This window comes from Mesoterricola sp. MK458 (assembly GCF_055384935.1).
The window spans coordinates 4602556-4619829 of sequence record NZ_AP045075.1 but is presented as its reverse complement, the minus strand read 5'-3'; the positions used below and the strand labels follow the sequence as shown (position 1 = coordinate 4619829).

The following is a 17274-nucleotide window of genomic DNA, read 5'->3' as shown; positions in this document are numbered from 1 at the left end:
ATTTGGAAATGGACAACCCCACTCCATGCAGAGCAATTTGTTGATGCCTCTGTTGAAGTGGACGGCAAGCAGATTTGGCGTGGGTCAATTCCTGTCTGCCATCACCAAAGGGAGGCAAATTGTCCAGCAGCCCAGAACGAAGAAATCACCTTCAGCGTTGAACTCCAGAGAAAGAGGGGGCGCAGCTTTAGGAGTGTCAATCATGGGCTCCTGGAATGCAGCCTTTGGCCCGCGGGCGGTGACGATGATGGCTTCACCCTTGGGGTTGGTCTGTCGAATCGAGTGAAAATCGCCTTGAACTATCTCTATGACGTTCATTTTGGAATTCGCCAGGTTGAAACAATTGCTCCTGGTTTCACAATTCGAACCGCCTGGTCAAAGGCAACACCGTGAGGTGCTCTGCTCAACCCAAGGCATTGCCCCATCGCGCCGAGTATCGGGTCTCATCACCAAACGTCCGTCTGCCTAACCTTAATACCGTTCACTTAAGCCTTGACGCCCTGCCCATGCTGCCTAACTTATAAGTAGGGCACTCCATGGCCAGAACAGCGGCAACACTGGAAGGCGGGACACGCATATCGGACTACATTACGCTCGGGTGCGTTGCCCGGGCTTTTCCCCGTGACCGGGTGGAAACCACCCTGCGCTCCACTGGGAAGGCCAGCCAGCGCCAGCGCGATCTTCCCGCTCACGTGGTGGTCTACTACGTCATCGCCTTGGCCCTGTTCACACAGGCCTCCTGCAGGGAGGTGCTTCGCTGCCTTCTGGAGGGCCTCCGTTGGCTCAAGGAAGCCGATGCCACCCTCAAGATCACGGGCAAGTCCGGCATCTCCCAGGCCCGTTCCCGGCTCGGATGGGAGCCGCTCCAGCGGTTGCATGACGACCTGGTCAAGCCCATTGCCACTCCAGCAACCCGCGGGGCCTGGTACAAGCGTTGGCGTGTGGTCAGCCTCGATGGCAGCACCCTCGATCTTCCCGACGATCCAGCCATCGAGGCGGAATTCGGCAGGCCGGCAGCCTCTCGGGGCGAAAGCGGCTTTCCCCAACTCCGCTTCGTCTCACTGGTAGAGAGCGGAACTCACGTGCTCTTCGGATCCCGGATGGGGTCCTTTGCCACCAGCGAACGGGTCCTGGCCGAGGAAGCGCTCCGGCGCCTGGAGCCCGGGATGCTCTGCCTGGCCGATCGTGGCTTCTATGGCTTCGAGTTTTGGGAGAAGGCCCGGGCCACGTGCGCGGACCTGGCCTGGCGGGTCAACGCCAAACTGGGCCTGCCTCGGGAAGTGGAGCTTGAGGACGGCTCTTACTTGTCCCGGGTTTGGGACATCAAGGACCGGTGGCGCCGACGCTCGGAAGGGGTCACAGTCCGCGTCGTGGAATACACGCTCGACGGCGTGCGGGATCCCAGGCTGCCCGCGGCCCCAGAAGGCGAGCATGCCTACCGAATCATCACCACCATCCTAGATCCCAAGGCCGCTCCAGCCCAAGAACTGGCCGCCCTCTACCCCGAGCGCTGGGAGATCGAGTCTGCCTTCGACGAGCTCAAGACCCACCTCCGCGGCCGCCAAACCCTTCTGCGCAGCAAGACGCCCGATCTGGTCCGCCAGGAATTCTACGGTCTCCTTCTCGCCCATTTTGCGGTGCGAGGACTGATGCATGAGGCCGCCTTGCAGGCGACGGTGGATCCGGATCGCCTATCCTTCGTCCATGCCGTCAGGGTGGTCCGCCGGACACTGCCGCACTTCGCGGCTCTCTCCCCCCAAGCCAACGCCTGAAGGCCCATGCCGCGGTGCTGAAGGAGCTCCTGGACGAGATGGTGAGTTCCAGCAGGCGCCGCTGCAATCCACGGGGCGTGAAGCGTAAGATGAGTGGCTGGACCGTCCGCAACCGAACCTTGAAATGCAACGCACGCACCAACCCCGTGGTCCACGTCGTTGGCCTTAAGTGAACCGTATTGGGCCTAGCCCAGAGTTCGACCCCGGACGCCGCTCTTGAGGCACCCCCTTCAGGCATACCTCCTTCTCAATCTCTTTCCCTCCCACCGTCGCGCCGCCAGGGCAGCGCCGATCAACTGGAGCGTTAGCCGTTACCGACGTTATCGCATAATTCCTCGAAGGACCTTCAACCAACAAGTTTCAGAAGTGCTCTATTCGGTAACGCAATCAGAGGAGATTCTGAAATGAACTTCAAACAGGCCTTTATTACACTTGGAATTTCCTTACTAGTCGGGTGCACACCGCCAATTGCCTATACAACTTCCTACCTATTTCCTATTCATGGGCCACTATCAACCAGCAAACCAATTCCAGTCATTCCTGTTACCTTCACTAATGATTCTAGAAATGGCGTTGGGCTTATTATGGCAGGGGATATTTCATTCTCCCTTCCTAGCGGTGAATCGTTTAGTGGGCGCTGGTCAAGAGAGGGCTATATCAACAGTGATCCTATTGCTCTTGCTCAGCAGAGAGAAACAGACATCAGCGCGGCCTGGGACACTGTTTATGGCGAAGGGTATTACATAGCTGACGTACTCGGCTCTCTCATTCATGCACGAGCAATTCTCAAAGGATCAAATGGAAACAGCATTCAGATTGAATTCAATAGTGCTCAGCCTTGGCCCACTCGAGGTGTTGCCAGAGACGATCAAGGCAACATCTATAAGCTAGTGGTCCCGTGATCATTCCGATTCTAAACGCCTACCCTTGAGCTCGGCCCGGACCCCAAAGTGCCTTCATCCCACCACCGCTCCATGACCTCCTTCCTCCTTCTCCGCCGCCCGCGCCGCCACTTTGGGGCCGGTCTGCTTCTGCATTAGGCATTAAGTTGATGAATCTTTGGATGGCCACATTCTGTAACAATTAAATGGAAATGTTCGATGATCGCATACCATGTAACCCAGGGCAAAGTGGCTTTGTTGCTTCGGCGATGTATCATTCTGCTACTTGCCGGACTTCTGATTTTTTACCATACCTACACCCTCTTCGATTTGTATTTGGGTACAGGCACGAGTGTCCATACAAAATATGAATATGTGCAGTCGATTCTTCGCGTTGGTATCACTCTAAGCTTGCTTCTGGTCGTCTTTGGTATCCGTCGAGCTTTGTGGGGAATGTGGGTCGCGATAACCGGCTTGATTATCACTCACTATTGGGCCCATTTTGGAAATCTTCCCGTTGATTTCACTCAGGGCAGGCACCCCCTCTCCTATCTGAAGGGGTTTATTATTCCGACCATCATCACCTTGGCATTCCATTCTTCAAACCATTCCAAAGATTTGAAAACGAAGGCTAAAAATCATTCAATTTGATACGCAATTTCGGCCTCGCCCTCCGGCCAACTCGGACCCCGCCTGCATTGCCTCCCGCTCTCTCTCAACTCCCTGCATTCTCTGCTTCGCTCATCGCGTCGGTTCAGGCGTGGCCAGGTAGCTTCATTCGTTAGGGCATGGAGCTAGAACCCTAGGGCCGTCTTCTCTCAATCAAAGCGAAAGCGTATCGTGATACTTAACCATAATTGATCCAGCGCTTGCCATGTCCTATGAGCTCGAATTTATGGAATCGGCTCTGAAGGAATGGTGAAAACAAGACGGAGACATCCGGGAGCAATTCAAGGGAAACGGGCCCCAAGCTGCACTTCTCGCCTTGGTGGTATCGTCATTCCAACCTCCCTTCCCCTCCCCTCGTGCCGCCAGGTTGGGGCCGACCCCACTTCGGCGTCAGGCCATGGGACGGGCCGCTTCATTCCTAAAACTGGAAAGCATCTGGAACCGACCAATCCATGAACTCCTTTGCCCGACTCTTCGGCTCCGGCCCGCTTGGCGTGGCATCTAGCGCTGTTCTAACGTGGCTTGCCTTGGTCGTCAGGCAACTGAACCCCAAGGGGGTCCTCTGCTTTCCAGATAGCCTCCGATGGACGGTTTTGATCCTGGGCACGCTCGGGGCTTTTCTTAGCATCCTCTGGTCATTTCGCTCCCTTCCCGTCCATCGCCGAGGTCATGAGCTCTGCACCGCAGGGGCCTACCATTGGGTACGACACCCGCTCTATGCTTCCTTCATCTCAATTGCTGCGCCCTGCGTTGCCGTGTTCATCAATCACTGGATAGCCATCGTATGGTTGGCTGCTCTCCACGGCGCCTGGCACCTGGTGATCCCCTGGGAGGAAAAGTTGATGCTGGCCCAATTTGGCGACGATTACCGGGATTACTCAAATCACACCGGCCGTTTCGTTCCCAGGGTGCATAGAGGGGCTTAGGAAACTCCAATCCGATTGCATTCGCCATCGACTAGGCAGGCGCCCAAGCCGATCAACATCATCCACCAGAAAGGCACGCTGGCCAGCGCACCCATCCCTTATGCGCCGAATCAAAATCATGACAAATATATAAATTTCAACAAATAGGGCGGTCTTGACCGCACCAGAATTAGCAATACGCTGTATTTACGATCCGGTTCGAATGGGATCCCGCCAAGGCATAAGCCAATATCACGAAACATCGGATCACCTTCGAAGAGGCCCAATCCGTTTTCTACGATGAATTCGCTGTCCAGTTCTTTGACGAGGAACATTCCAAGGAGGAAGATCGCTTCCTCATGCTTGGCCTGAGCGCCCTGGCCCGATTGCTGCTCGTCTGCCATTGCGAGCGCCATGGGGGTAGCGCCATCCGGATCATTTCCGCGCGCCTCGCCACCAAGTCCGAAAGTGCCTTCTACGGGGGTGAAGCCAGATGAAAGCAGAATACGATCTGTCCAGAATGAAGGCCCGGAAGAACCCCTACGCCTCCCTGCTGAAGAAGCCTGTCACCATGCGGCTTTCCGAGGATGTCGTGCTCTACTTCAAGGCCATGGCCACCGAGGCTGGGGTGCCCTACCAAAGCCTGATCAACCTCTATCTCCGGGATTGCGTGGCCAAGCACCGCAAGGTCCAGATCACATGGCCGGCCAAGGCGTAAGAGGCTCACGCAAGTCTCTCTGCCCCAGGTGCCTTTGCCAGCTTTCGATCAAAGGTGAGCAGCTTGCGGGCCCCCGTCGCCTTTGACAGGTGAAGAGCCAGGTAGTCAGCAAAGTCTGCGGGTCCCGTCTTGTAGGCATCCAGCGCTTCCAGCACCGCAGCTGCCTGATCCATATGCACGGTGGGCTGCAGCAACAGGGTCCCGAGGGCATCAACGATCTGCTGCCTGTTCCAGCCCACCGACTTCAGGACGCAGGCCACCTCGACGATCACGGTCACTGGAACCGCAATTCCCCTCGCCTTTTCAATCGCCTTCCGGGCCAACGGCGACTGCTTTGGGTCATCCCCAAGGATGGCCCTGACCAGGATGTTCGTATCGACGCCAATCAACGGTCACTCCGGTCCCGGACCATGGTCGCAATGGCAGCGTCGATATCAACAGGCTTCGATGGGCGCGGTGCCGAACTGGCCATCTGCCAGAGGTCGGCCCAGGTTTTCTTGCGGATCGGCCGAACCTTGAATTCGCCCTCGGAAAGCTCGAAACTCAGCTGGGTCCCCGCATCCAGGCCCAATGCCTGCCTAATTGCTAATGGGATTGTGACTTGCCCCTTACTCGCGCAAGCCCCCTCTCGATCCTTTTCCCCGCAGAGACCGACAGGGTTGGCCCCTCCATCGTTCCCTCCCCCAGTCGCTCCACCCTTCGTCCGGCATAACCCCTTCCGCCCCGTTTTCGCATAAACTTCCCAGCACGTCGCCCGAAGGGGTGGGTCAAGGAGGAAGCCATGGCAAGGCAAGTTTTCATCAATCTCCCCGTCGCCGACCTGCCCAAGTCGATGGCCTTCTTCAAGGCCCTCGGGTTCGAGCACAATCCGCAATTCACGGGCGAGGACGCGGCCTGCATCGTCATCAGCGACTCCATCTTCGTGATGCTGGGCACCCATGCCAAATTCCGGGAATTCACGCCCAAGGCGGTGTGCGACACGAGCCGGGCGGTGGAGGTCCTGATCTCGCTGAGCTGCGGGAGCCGCGAGGAGGTGGACGATCTGGTGGCCAAGGCGATCGCGGCGGGGGGGTCGACGTACGATGTGCCGGAAGACTTCGGGTTCATGTACACCCACAGCTTCGTGGACCTGGACGGCCACGGGTGGGGGCTGCTCCACATGACGGGCCTGCCCACCAAGCCGTAGGCCTTCGTTGGGCTTCCCCAGCCGTAGGCGGTGCGTCGCGTACCCCGGAAGGAGGACACCTTGGGAATCCTGACCTTCAGCATCAACCTCACCCTGGACGGCTGCCTGGACCACCGGGAAGGCATCGCCGACGACGAGACCCATGCCTTCTTCACGCGCCTCATGGATGAGAACGGGGCGATGCTTTGGGGGCGCGTCACCTACGAGATGATGGAGAGCTACTGGCCGGCGGTCGCCCGCGGCGACGTGGAGGCGCCGCCGGCGTTGCGCGAATGGGCGGTGAAGCTGGACGCCAAGCCTAAGTACGTGGTGTCCTCCACCCGGACGGACTTCCCCTGGACGAACAGCCACCCCATCGCCGGGGACCTGCGCGGGGGCGTTCGGGCGCTCAAGGACGCCACCCCGGACGGCGTGCTTCTCGGCAGCGGCCAGCTGGCGACGGCCCTGGACCGGCTGGACCTCATCGACGAATACCGGCTGCTCGTGCACCCCAGGATCGCCGGCCACGGCCCGACCCTGCACGGGCGCGGTCTGCCCTGCACGCGACGGCTCGAGTTGATTTCGGCGGATCCACTCCGCAACGGCGCGGTGGCCATGCACTACCGGCGCGCGGGTTGACCATGGGGTGATTCAGGCCTATCGCCGCGCCAGGCCCCCCTGCCCCCGCAGGCCCTCCAGGATCCCCGGCAGGACGGCTTCCACCCGGGCCACCTCGGCCTCGGTGGTGTACCGGCTCAGGGAGAACCGCACGGCGCCCAGGGCGTCGGGGGCTCCCATGGCCCGGAGCACGTGGCTGGCCTCCTTCTGGCCGGTGGTGCAGGCGCTGCCGGTGGACACGCAGATGCCGGCCTCGTCCAGGCGCAGGAGGACGGCTTCGCCCTCCACGTCCGCGAAGCTGATCATGGAGGTGTTGGGCACGCGGGGGGCCTGGGCGCCGTGTACGGTCGACCCGGGGATGCGGTCCAGGATGAAGGCCTCCAGGCGGTCCCGCAGGATCCTCACCCGGGAAACGCCGGCCAGATGGGTGCGGGCCAGGTCCGCGGCCACGCCCAGGCTCACGAGGCCCGGCACGTTCTCGGTGCCGCCGCGGCGGCCGCGCTCCTGGCCGCCGCCGATCATGAAGGGGCGCAGGCGCAGGCCCCGCCTCAGGAAGAGGCCGCCGGTGCCCTTGGGGCCGTGGAACTTGTGGCCGCTGAAGTTGAAGAGGTCCGCGGGGATCCGGGCCAGGTCCATGGGCACCTTGCCCAGGGCCTGGGTGCCGTCCACGTGGAAGAGGATGCCGCGGGCCTTCACGATGCGGGCGATGTCCTCCAGGGGGAAGAGGACGCCGGTCTCGTTGTTGGCGGCCATGACCGACACCAGGGCGGTGGCGGGGGTGAGGGCGGCCTCGAGCGCGTCCAGGTCCAGGCGGCCCTGGGCGTCCACGCCCAGGATGGTGACCTCGGCGCCCTGCTTGCGAAGCCAGTCGGCGCAGGCCAGCACGGCGCTGTGCTCCACGGCGGTGGTGACGAAGTGGCGCTTTGCGGGCAGGGCCTCGAAGACGCCGCGGAAGGCGTGGTTGATGCCCTCGGTGCCGCCGCTGTTGAAGACCAGCTCCGCCGGGGCGCACCCCAGGAGTCCGGCCACGCGCTCCCGGGCCACGACCACGGCCCCTTCGGAGAGCCGGCCCAGGGTGTGGGCGCTGCCGGCGTTGCCGAACTGGTCGCCCAGGAAGGGAAGCATGGCCTCCAGGGCTTCCGGGGCCAGGCGGGTGGTGGCGTTGTTGTCAAGGTAGGCGGGGGCTTCCGGCATCCGCCTATGCTACCTCAGAACCGCCAGGAGGTTCTTGTCGGTGCGGGCCAGCACCTGGAAGGCGGCCTTCTGGTCCTCGGGCAGGTCGCGCCAGGCCCAGCGGTCGATGAGGGCCGCCACGGGGCGGGCGGGATCCTCGGCGCGCAGGCGCTGGGCCATGGGCAGGAGCCGGTCCACGTCCTCCTGGAACCAGCGGTCGCGGGTGGCGGGGTCCAGGCGGTCCCGGCCGAAGGCCAGTTCCCCGGTGCCCGCCACCACCACCACCCGCTCCCGGGTGAGGAAGGGGAGCACCTGGTAGTAGTCGCCGCAGCTGATCCACTGGGCGCCGGCCGGGGCCTTGCGGATGAGGGCGCTGGCGTCCTTGGTGGGCGGGGCCACCCGGGAGGCGGCGAAGGTGAGCAGCAGCAGGGCCGCGCCCAGGCCCGCCATGAACCGGGGCCCGGTGAGCGCCCGGGGCCTCAGGCCCCAGAAGCCCATGCCGGCGAAGGCCATTCCCAGGGCCAGGATCCAGGCGGGGCCCGCCAGGTCCTTGACGATGAAGGGAGCCGCCAGGAACAGCGCGCCCAGGAAGATGAGCTCCCTGCCGGCGCGGGCCAGGGCGGTCCATTCCTCCCCTTCCTTCTCCAGCGCGCAGGCCAGGGCCACCAGCGGGACGATGGCGGGGTGGATGTAGGGGGGCAGCTTGGATCCGGAAAGGCTGTAGAAGAGCAGCGGCACGGCGGCGCCCAGGATGACCGCGGCCACGGTCCACCGGATGAGGGGCGCGCCCTCGGAGACCGGGCCCGAGGTGCGGCGCAGGATGGCCACGCCCCGGCGCAGGCCCGCCACGCAGGCGCCGAGCCAGGGCAGGACGCCCACGGCCAGGAAGGCCGTGAAGTAGAACTTGTCCAGGATGGGGTTCTTGGAGCCGGCGCGGTCGTGGACGTGGCTGGTGTAGCGGGCGAAGTGCTCGTGGATGAAGAAGAAGTTGGCATGCCCGGGATTGGCCCGCTCCACCAGGATGAACCAGGGGGCGGCCACGGCCGCGAAGAGGAGCCAGCCCAGGGGGTCCACCAGGGTCCGCAGCAGGGCCGAGCGCATGCGCGGCGAGGACCAGGCGAAGGGAAGGGAGGCGATCAGGACGCAGCCCACCAGCACCGGCGCCGCCAGCCCCTTGGTGAGCATGGCCAGGGCCAGGGCCCCGAAGGCCAGGAGGGTCCAGCCGGTGGCGGGCCTGCCCTCGAACCGCGCCGCCACCGCCTCGATGCCGGCGACCAGGGCCAGCACCTGGAAGGCGGAGAACAGCGCGTCCAGGGTGAGCACCTGGGCGCAGACGTAGGCCAGGATGGCCGTTCCGGCCATGAAGCCCGCCCAGGTGGCCTGGCGCGCCCCCAGCCGCGACGCCAGCTTCCACGCGCACCAGAGGGTGATGAGCGTGGCCAGGGCCAGGGGCAGGCGCGCCGCGAAGGCGTGCAGGCCGAAGGTCTTCATGGAAAGGGCGGAAAGCCAGTACTGGAGGGGCGGCTTCTCGAAGTAGAGGACCTGGTTGAGCCGGGGCGTGAGCCAGTCGGCGCTCGCCAGCATCTCCCGGGGGATCTCGGCGTAGCGGGCCTCGTCAGGTTCCCACAGGGGCCGCATGAACAGCGGGATCAGGCCAAGGAAGAACCAGATCCAGAGAAGGGTGCCCCGTTCCTTTTTCGTCAACCCTCGGTCTCCACGATCTTCTCCATGGCCTTGTGCTCTTCCACGAAGAAGTCGATGGCCTTGCGCAGGGCCTCCTTGATGCCGATCTTCGGCTCGAAGCCGAAGGTCTCGCGCATGCGCCGGATGCTGGGGGTGCGCACCAGGACGTCCTGGTAGCCCTTGCCGTAGAAGGCGCCACTGGTCTCCTGCACGATGTGCGACAGGGGGATGTTGCGCTCGAGGCGGAAGGGATGGTCCTTCCAGATCTCCAGCATGCGCTCGGCGATGTCCTTGACGCTATGGTCGTTGGCGGGGTTGCCGATGTTGAAGATCTTGCCGTCGGCCTTGCCGCCCTCGTTGCGCAGGACGGCCATGAGCCCGTCCATGGCGTCCTCCACGTCGCAGAAGCAGCGGCGCTGCTCGCCGCCGTCCACCAGCTTCAGGGGCTCGCCGTTGAACAGGTTCCAGGCGAACTGGGTCACCAGGCGGCTGGAGCCCTCCTTGGCGGTGTTGAGGCTGTCGAGCTTGGGGCCCATCCAGTTGAAGGGGCGGAACAGGGTGAACTGGAGGTTGTCCCGGAACCCGTAGCCCCAGATGACGCGGTCCAGGAGCTGCTTGGAGGTGGAGTAGATCCACCGCTGCATGGGGATGGGGCCGGTGACCAGGGCCGAGGTCTCCTCGTCGAACTCGGCGTCCGGGCACATGCCGTAGACTTCCGAGGTGCTGGGGAAGACCACCCGCTTCTTGTACTTGACGCACTGGCGGACGACGCGGAGGTTCTCCTCGAAGTCCAGCTCGAACACGCGCAGGGGATCGGTGACGTAGACCTTGGGGGTGGCGATGGCCACCAGGGGCAGCACCACGTCGCAGTTCTTCACGTGGTACTCGATCCACTCCTTGCTGATGCTGATGTCGCCCTCGCGGTAGTGGAAGCGGGGGTTGCCCAGGTATTCGGCCACCTTGTGGTTGCCGAGATCCATGCCATAGACTTCCCAGGTGGTGTCGCGCAGGATGCGGCCCACGAGATGCGACCCGATGAATCCGTTCACGCCGAGGATGAGGATTTTCACGATGAACTCCGTTCACAAAAACACTCCAGTCTATCAGGTCGCCCCGGGCCGGTCATGAACCTCGTGCTCCTCCGGGAGGAGGATTTCACGGCCCCGGGAAAGGTCCGGATCCAGGGGCGGAGGCTTCGGCACGTCCTGGAGGTTCACCGGGCGGGCGTAGGCGACGAGCTGGTGGTGGGCCTCCTGGGCGGGTCCGTGGGCCGGGGACGGGTGACGTCCCTGGAGGGCGGGCTGCACCTGGACGTGACGCTGGACCAGCCCCCGCCCCCCAAGCTGCCCCTGACCCTGGTGCTGGCCCTGCCGCGGCCCAAGGTGCTCAACCGCACCCTGGCGGCGGCCACGAGCCTGGGCGCGGCCCGCATCTTCCTGGTGAACGCCTGGAAGGTGGAAAAAAGCTACTGGAAGAGCCCCCGGCTCTCGGAGGAGAACCTCCTGGAGCAGCGGATCCTGGGCCTGGAGCAGGCCCGGGACACCGTGCTCCCGGAACTGCACCTGCGCCGCCTCCTGCGGCCCTTCGCGGAGGACGAGCTCCCCGGAATCCTCCAGGGCACCCTCCCTATCCTGGCGCATCCGGGCGTGCCCGAGCCCTGCCCCCGCGCCGCCGGGGGGCCCGTGACCCTGGTCATCGGCCCCGAGGGCGGGTTCATCCCCGCCGAGGTGGAGCTTCTCACCCGCAGCGGATGCAGGCCCGTGAACCTCGGGGAGCGGATCCTGCGGGTGGAGACCGCCGTGGCCGCGCTCACCGGCCGCCTTTTCTGAGGGACCGGAGAAGATTCCGATGCGAAGATGGGGGAATCCAAACCCAGAAGGAGAACTCATGGCCACAGGCACGGGACCGCGCATCATCCAGGTGGAGGAGAAGCTCCCCTTCCTCGAAACGATCCCCCTCAGCCTCCAGCACCTCTTCGCCATGTTCGGCGCGACGGTGCTGGTCCCCTTCCTGCTCCACGTGGACCCCGCCACCTCGCTGCTCATGAATGGCGTGGGCACCCTGGTGTACCTCACCGTGACCCGCGGGAAGATCCCGGCCTACCTGGGCTCGAGCTTCGCGTTCATCGCTCCGGTGCTGGCGGTGCTGGCGGTGCCGGCCCTGGGCGGCTACGCGGCCGCGCAGGGCGGCTTCATCGTCTTCGGGCTCTTCTTCATGGCCATTTCCCTCATCGTGCGCCAGGTGGGCACCCGGTGGCTGGAGGTGGTGTTCCCGCCCGCGGCCATGGGGGCCGTGGTGGCCATCATCGGCCTGGAGCTGGCCCCCACCGCCGCGCAGATGGCGGGCCTCGTGCAGGGCCCGGCCACCTCGCCCCTGCCCCACGGGCTGAGCATGGTGGTCTCGCTCTCCACCCTGGCCGTGGTGATCCTGGTCTCACTCTTCGCGCGGGGATTCTTCAGCATCATCCCCGTCCTGGTGGGCGTGGTGGCCGGCTATTGCCTCTCCCTCTACCTGGGCCTGGTGGACCTCACGGCCATCCGCAACGCGCCCTGGTTCGCGGTGCCGCACCTCTACAAGCCCGTCTACAACCTCCAGGCCATCATGATGATCTTCCCGGCCTGCTTCGTGGTGCTGGCCGAGCACATCGGCCACCTGATCGTCACCGGCAACATCGTGGACCGCGACCTCATGAAGGATCCCGGCCTCCACCGTTCGCTTCTGGGCGACGGCCTGTCCAACGTCCTCTCCGGCCTCACGGGCGCCACCCCCAACACCACCTACGGCGAGAACATCGGCGTCATGGCCATCACGAGGGTGTTCAGCGTGTGGGTCATCGGCGGCGCCGCCTGCGTGGCCATCGCCGTCTCCTTCGTGGGCAAGATCGGCGCCGTCATCCGCAGCATCCCCGGCCCCGTCATGGGCGGGGTGTGCCTCCTGCTCTTCGGCGTCATCGCCGCCGCCGGCATCCGCATGATCATCGAGAAGAAGGTGGACTACACCCGGCCCTCCAACCTGATCCTCACCGCCGTCACCTTCGTGGTGGGCATCAGCGGCGCGAAGATCACCCTGGGCCACGTGGCGCTCCAGGGCATGGCCCTGGCCACGGTGGTGGCCATCCTGCTGGGCGTGGTGGTGTGGCTCGGCGAGAAGTGCGCCCCCGCGCCCGCGGCGGCGGCCGAGCCCGAGTAGCCGTCAGGGCGCCAAGGCGCGCACCTTCAGGCCCATCTTCAGGTCCAGCTTGTAGATCCGGTACTTGAGATCCAGGGACGAGCCCACCTTCCGGAAAGCCAGGAGGGTCTGGGCCACATAGAAGTCGTTGTTGTCGAAGGCGGGTTCCTCCACCAGGTCGGAGGCCAGGTTCCCGGCGTAGGTCTGGGCCCGCAGCATTTCCTCGTAGAAAGTGGTCCTGGGGTCCGCGTAATCGTACGCGTAGATGAACACGGCCCCGCCCTTGCCCATGCCGGGGTCCCCCCCTTCGCCGCCCAGGGCCCGGTTGCCCTGGAAGGTGCACCCGCGGAGGTCCAGGTCGCCCCACCGGAGGAAGACGGCGCCGCCCATGGCCCCGCCCGCGCCGCCCCGGCCCCCGGTGACCCCGTCGCCGGGCACGCCGTCCCCGCCGAAGACGCCGCCGGCGCCGCCCGCGGCCCCGGGCAGGAACAGCCCGGAGGCGCTGCCGCCGCTGCTGCCCCCGCCCCCGCCGAAGGCGCCGTCCCCGCCTCCCCCTTCGGGCCCCACGCTGAAGCCGCCGCCTCCACCGAAGGTGGCGGGGCCCCCGGGCAGGTTGTCGGCCCAGATGGAAACCGGATCGCTCGGCATCCCGCCGCGGGCCGCGCCGCCCCCGGCGCCGTCGCCATCCACGGCCGGGCCTCCGCCCCCGTCCGTGGTGGCCACGCCGTCCAGGTGGCCTTCACCGCCGACGCCCAGGAGCCATCCGCCGTCGGCGCCCTTGCCGCCCAGGGCCGGGCTGTCGCCGCCGAACCCGGCACCGCCGCCGTTCTCGCCGTCGCTGCCGGGCGCGCTGTTCCCGCCGATGGCGCGGTTGTCCAGGAAGGTCATGCGCCGGAGGACCACCTTGCCGTCGTTGATGAACAGGCCGCCCCCCATGCCCGCGGCCCCGCCGCCGCCGCCCGGGGCGTCTCCCCCCTTGGCCAGGCCGTTGGCCACCGTGAAGCGGTCGAGGACCACGTCCCCTCCGTCCACGGCGAAGGGCCGGTGGGCCCCGCCCCCGTCCACCGTCAGGACCCGGCCGGAGGGGCCCAGGATGCGGACCTTCGCGGTGATGGGGGGAAGGTCGGCCTGGAGGCGGATGGTCCACGGCTGGTCCAGCGGCAGGCCGAACTGGATGCCGTTGACGCCCTCGAAGGTCTCGGCGCTCCTCAGCACCTCCCGGAGGGTGCCGGGCCCGTCGTCCTCGGCGCTGGTGACAATCCAGGCGTTGTCCGCCGGCAGCAGGTCGTAGGGCTCGGACGTCACGGCCGCGTCCCCTCCCGTAACCCGCACCTGGTAGGTTCCCGCGTCCTCCAGCCCCACCGGGTCCAGGACCAGCGTCGGGCCTGAGACCCCTTCGAGCTCCACGCCGTCCTTGAGCCACAGGAAGGTGTGCGAAGGCGGTTCGGCCCCGGTGTCCACCACCCTGGCTTCCAGGACCACGGCCGATCCCGGCGCGGGCATGGGGTCCAGGGGGCCGTGGAGCGTGACGGTGGTGGTGGCGGGCGTCCCCCCGCAACCCAGCAGGGCGAGGAGGGCAAAGCCGGTCAGCCAGCGGAAGGGGAATGGCATGGTCGCAACCCGGGTCAGGGCCCCGCGGGGGGCGGCATGGACAGGATGTCGATTAATAATTTATCCAAAGCGCGCCGTCGGGCAAGGCCACAGTTCAATCGTGGCCTGCATTCAGCAATTCCAAGGTTGCTTTGACGATCTCAATTTAAAAATCATTCATTGACAGATTCCGCCTCGTTCCTAACTTGTGGATCAACTTGCCAACCGTCAACGGGCAACGCACTTCCCTTCCCGGCCCCACGCTTCCAGGTCCAGGGCCATCACCCCCCCAATGGAGTTCTCCATGAACCGAAAGGTCCTGACCCCCCTTGTCATCTGCCTGCTCGCAGCGGGTTCCCAGGCCGTCGCGCAGTCCAAGCCCGCCTCGCAGAGGGCGGAAGACGGGATGACCAAGCTCTACATGCAGTTGAACAACCTGCTCTTCGGCACCAACAATTCCAAGAGCATGCTCATCCTGCAGCGCCCCGGGACCATGCTGCCCGACGACTTCTCGGAGATGAGCCGGGAGCAGAAGGTGATGCTCAACGACATCGTGGACGCCGTCCCCATGGCCAACCCCAATTTCGTGGCAAATGGCAACATGCGGTACTCCACGATCTTCCGGGCCATCGCCCAGAACGCCCAGCCGGTCACCCGGGTCAGCCTCACCCCGACCGAGGAAGACCTGCTGAAGGCCGCCAAGGCCCATGTCACCAACAAGGCCAACGTCAAGAAGTACGAGGCGCTGCGGGAAGCCTACTGGGAGGCCCTCGCCAACGAGGAAGCCGCCACCCAGAACGGCAAGGAGGCTCCCTACCTCTACAAGCAGAAGAAGGCCGCCGCCATGATGAAATGGGAGAACGAAGGCGGCAAGGTCGAATTCGATAAGCAGACCCAGATCCTCCGGAGCCTGGGGGCCAAGAGCGGCGACGCCTACTGGCAGGCGCTGAACGACCGGCTGCAGATGGCCAGCGTGGATCACAACTACGGCACCACCTTCTACCCCCAGCCCAAGGACTGGAAGACGAATGAAGGCTGGACCGAAGTCACCTTCGACTACGCCAAGAAGGTCGATGAGAACAAGATGAGCCGGGAGGCCATCAACGCCAGCGTCAAGGGCTCGCATTCCTGGTTCAGCATCGACGCCGCGTTTTCCAAAACGGACTACAGCGCCTCCTCCCTGATGGACCACGAGGACCTGAAGATCTCCTTCAAGGTCAAGCGCGTGAACATCTACCGCAGCTGGTTCGACGACCTGGTCCTGAAGAACGACGCCTGGACGCTCCCGGCCACGGCGGGTTTCAAGGAGATCTCCTTCGGCAATCTGGTCACCAACCGCAACAAGACGTGTGCCATGCCCGTGCTCACGACGGCCATGCTCCTCGTGAAGGACCTCAGGCTCGACACCAAGCTGAGCGCGGCCGAGATGAGCGAGTACCAGAACAAAATGTCCGTGAAGGCCAAGATCGGCCTCGGCCCGTTCACCCTCGCCGGCGGCTACGACAAGACCCAGGCGGGCAAGAAGTCCAACACCACCTTCGGCGCCACCGGCGTGAGCGCCCCGGACGTGCAGATCCTCGGCCTGATCGGCACGGCTCCCGACCGGTCCCCCGCGTCCTGGGTCAAGTAGCTTCGCGCCCGGACCCTGACCGTGAAGCGCCTCGCCGCCACCCTCCTCGCCGCCGCTCCGGTCCTGCTGGCGGGCCCCGACACCGCCCTCGTGGAAAAGGTCTACGCGAAACTGGCGGAATCCTTTTCCGCGGGGGAGGCCCTGGGACAGAAGGGCGACTTCCTGCTCCTGGCCCATCCCGGCGTGGCCGTCACGGACGACTTCCTTTCGGACCCTTTCCACGTGGCCAGCCTGGCGGACAGGATCCCCCTTGCGGCCCGCTACTACACCACCGGAGGTCGCAGGGTCTCCTCCACCTACCAGGCCATCCTGGCTTCGGCGGAAATCACCAATTTCGTGGACCAGGCCAAGAAGCAGAAGGCCCTGGTGGCCCGCCGCAGCATCTACGACAAGACCCGCCCCGGCAAGCCCACCGCGGCCTACGCGGACTACCTGAAATACCAGGCCGCCTGGGCCTCCGCCATGGACGCCCTCACCCTGGCCAGGACCGAGCAGAAGACCACCGGCAAGCCCGTGCCCGCCCACCTCGAGGCGGCGGTGGCCAATGCCGCCCGGGACCTGAAGGAAAAGGGCAACCAGCAGGCCATCGAGAGCGCCCAGAAGGACCTGGAGAACCACTACAACGCCAACATCAAGGCCCTGTTCAGCAACCTCACCTCGGAACTGGCCGCCTGGTCGAACCACAGCCACGGGGAGGAGTGGTTCTCCGTCACCTGCTCCCCGCCCGCCGAGACCTGGCTCCAGGCGGCAGGCTGGAACCCCTTCACCCTGACCCAGACTGAAAAGAGCCTGGCAAAGGCGAACCTGGCCGTGCCCCTCGAGAAGACGGCGGGCGCGTCCCCGGCCCTGCCGCCCGATTTCCTGGGTTCGGTCACGCTGACCATGGAGACCAAGCGGGTGAATTTCGCCCGGCCCTGGATGGACACCGGCATCTTCAAAGGCTCCGGCTGGCGCCTCTGGAAGAGCAGCGGGTTCACCATGGTCTCCACCGGCAACCCCGCCGACCGGGATCCCGGCATCATGCCGCTGATGGTCACGGGGGTGCTCCTGTCCCGCAACCTGGTACTCTCCGGCGCCTGGTCCGGCGGCGCCGCGAACGTCAAGGCCCTGGGCCCCTTCTCCGTGGAGAAGGCCACGGTGCAAAGCGGAAGGCTCACCCTCACGGCCAGCGGCGCCCAGGTCGTGGGCTTCTTCTGCGAAACCCTTCCCCGGTCACCCAACCCCGATCCGACCAGGGATTTCCGGGCGCAATGAGGCTTCCCGCCCCCGCGGCGGAATCCGGTTTCCCTGGCAATTCCGCCA

19 protein-coding genes are annotated in these 17274 nt (G+C 64.9%); 12 read left to right on the top strand and 7 right to left on the bottom strand.

Features of this window, described 5'->3' with window-relative positions:
* Positions 1–84: 84 nt before the first annotated feature.
* Positions 85–318: a hypothetical protein gene (locus tag ACZ5LB_RS20145; protein ID WP_464603998.1), complete on the bottom strand. Its 234-nt coding sequence runs from the start codon at positions 316–318 to the stop codon at positions 85–87.
* 218 nt (positions 319–536) lie between these two features.
* Here ACZ5LB_RS20145 and ACZ5LB_RS20140 point away from each other — a divergent pair, with 218 nt between their 5' ends.
* From ACZ5LB_RS20140 to ACZ5LB_RS20115, 6 genes are all read left to right on the top strand, one after another.
* A complete protein-coding gene (locus ACZ5LB_RS20140) occupies positions 537–1772 on the top strand; it encodes an IS4 family transposase (RefSeq protein WP_464603519.1) in 1236 nt (411 codons plus the stop codon).
* A 404-nt stretch (positions 1773–2176) separates the two neighbouring features.
* Positions 2177–2674 (top strand): hypothetical protein, encoded by a 498-nt coding sequence (locus ACZ5LB_RS20135; RefSeq protein ID WP_464603997.1) that lies wholly within the window; start codon positions 2177–2179, stop codon positions 2672–2674.
* 198 nt (positions 2675–2872) lie between these two features.
* Positions 2873–3304 carry a hypothetical protein gene (locus tag ACZ5LB_RS20130; protein ID WP_464603996.1) on the top strand — a complete coding sequence of 144 codons (432 nt, stop codon included), beginning with the start codon at positions 2873–2875 and terminating at the stop codon, positions 3302–3304.
* A 470-nt stretch (positions 3305–3774) separates the two neighbouring features.
* Positions 3775–4248, top strand: a complete 474-nt coding sequence (locus ACZ5LB_RS20125) for a methyltransferase family protein (protein ID WP_464603995.1) — start codon at positions 3775–3777, stop codon at positions 4246–4248.
* Positions 4249–4478: 230 nt separating this feature from the next.
* Positions 4479–4724 (top strand): BrnT family toxin, encoded by a 246-nt coding sequence (locus ACZ5LB_RS20120; protein WP_464606340.1) that lies wholly within the window; start codon positions 4479–4481, stop codon positions 4722–4724.
* Positions 4721–4945 (top strand): BrnA antitoxin family protein, encoded by a 225-nt coding sequence (locus tag ACZ5LB_RS20115; RefSeq protein WP_464603994.1) that lies wholly within the window; start codon positions 4721–4723, stop codon positions 4943–4945. The genes ACZ5LB_RS20120 and ACZ5LB_RS20115 overlap by 4 nt, the downstream gene beginning before the upstream one ends.
* A gap of 5 nt (positions 4946–4950) precedes the next feature.
* On the opposite strand, the gene ACZ5LB_RS20110 is transcribed toward ACZ5LB_RS20115, so the two are convergent.
* A complete protein-coding gene (locus ACZ5LB_RS20110; RefSeq protein ID WP_464603993.1) occupies positions 4951–5334 on the bottom strand; it encodes a PIN domain-containing protein in 384 nt (127 codons plus the stop codon).
* The gene (locus ACZ5LB_RS20105; protein WP_464603992.1) at positions 5331–5810 is read right to left on the bottom strand and encodes an AbrB/MazE/SpoVT family DNA-binding domain-containing protein; all 480 of its coding nucleotides are present in this window, start codon (positions 5808–5810) and stop codon (positions 5331–5333) included. Before ACZ5LB_RS20105 ends, ACZ5LB_RS20110 begins: the two co-directional genes overlap by 4 nt.
* Here ACZ5LB_RS20105 and ACZ5LB_RS20100 point away from each other — a divergent pair.
* A complete protein-coding gene (locus ACZ5LB_RS20100) occupies positions 5727–6131 on the top strand; it encodes a VOC family protein (protein WP_464603991.1) in 405 nt (134 codons plus the stop codon). The two genes, ACZ5LB_RS20105 and ACZ5LB_RS20100, sit on opposite strands and share 84 nt — an antisense overlap.
* 60 nt (positions 6132–6191) lie before the next feature.
* The gene (locus ACZ5LB_RS20095) at positions 6192–6749 is read left to right on the top strand and encodes a dihydrofolate reductase family protein (RefSeq protein ID WP_464603990.1); all 558 of its coding nucleotides are present in this window, start codon (positions 6192–6194) and stop codon (positions 6747–6749) included.
* A gap of 18 nt (positions 6750–6767) precedes the next feature.
* Here the strand turns inward: ACZ5LB_RS20095 and ACZ5LB_RS20090 are convergent, their stop codons facing one another.
* Genes ACZ5LB_RS20090 through ACZ5LB_RS20080 form a run of 3 tightly spaced genes read right to left on the bottom strand, consistent with a single transcriptional unit; the run spans position 6768 to position 10654 of the window.
* Positions 6768–7922, bottom strand: coding sequence for a cysteine desulfurase family protein (locus tag ACZ5LB_RS20090; protein ID WP_464603989.1), 1155 nt, complete (start codon positions 7920–7922; stop codon positions 6768–6770).
* Positions 7923–7931: 9 nt separating this feature from the next.
* Complete coding sequence (locus ACZ5LB_RS20085) at positions 7932–9605, bottom strand: glycosyltransferase family 39 protein (protein WP_464603988.1); 1674 nt, start codon at positions 9603–9605, stop codon at positions 7932–7934.
* Entirely contained in the window at positions 9602–10654 is a 1053-nt protein-coding gene (locus ACZ5LB_RS20080; RefSeq protein ID WP_464603987.1) for a bifunctional UDP-4-keto-pentose/UDP-xylose synthase, read from the bottom strand. Before ACZ5LB_RS20080 ends, ACZ5LB_RS20085 begins: the two co-directional genes overlap by 4 nt.
* Before the next feature lie 54 nt (positions 10655–10708).
* On the opposite strand from ACZ5LB_RS20080, the gene ACZ5LB_RS20075 reads away from it, so the two are divergent.
* Positions 10709–11413 carry a 16S rRNA (uracil(1498)-N(3))-methyltransferase gene (locus ACZ5LB_RS20075; RefSeq protein WP_464603986.1) on the top strand — a complete coding sequence of 235 codons (705 nt, stop codon included), beginning with the start codon at positions 10709–10711 and terminating at the stop codon, positions 11411–11413.
* Between the two features lie 58 nt (positions 11414–11471).
* Positions 11472–12773, top strand: coding sequence for a uracil permease (gene uraA, locus ACZ5LB_RS20070; RefSeq protein WP_464603985.1), 1302 nt, complete (start codon positions 11472–11474; stop codon positions 12771–12773).
* Positions 12774–12776: 3 nt separating this feature from the next.
* Here uraA and ACZ5LB_RS20065 read toward each other — a convergent pair whose 3' ends face one another.
* A complete protein-coding gene (locus ACZ5LB_RS20065; RefSeq protein WP_464603984.1) occupies positions 12777–14363 on the bottom strand; it encodes an immunoglobulin domain-containing protein in 1587 nt (528 codons plus the stop codon).
* Between the two features lie 283 nt (positions 14364–14646).
* Between ACZ5LB_RS20065 and ACZ5LB_RS20060 the strand changes: the two genes are divergently transcribed.
* Positions 14647–15972 (top strand): hypothetical protein, encoded by a 1326-nt coding sequence (locus ACZ5LB_RS20060; RefSeq protein ID WP_464603982.1) that lies wholly within the window; start codon positions 14647–14649, stop codon positions 15970–15972.
* 21 nt (positions 15973–15993) lie between these two features.
* Positions 15994–17226, top strand: coding sequence for a hypothetical protein (locus tag ACZ5LB_RS20055; protein WP_464603981.1), 1233 nt, complete (start codon positions 15994–15996; stop codon positions 17224–17226).
* Positions 17227–17274: the final 48 nt, after the last annotated feature.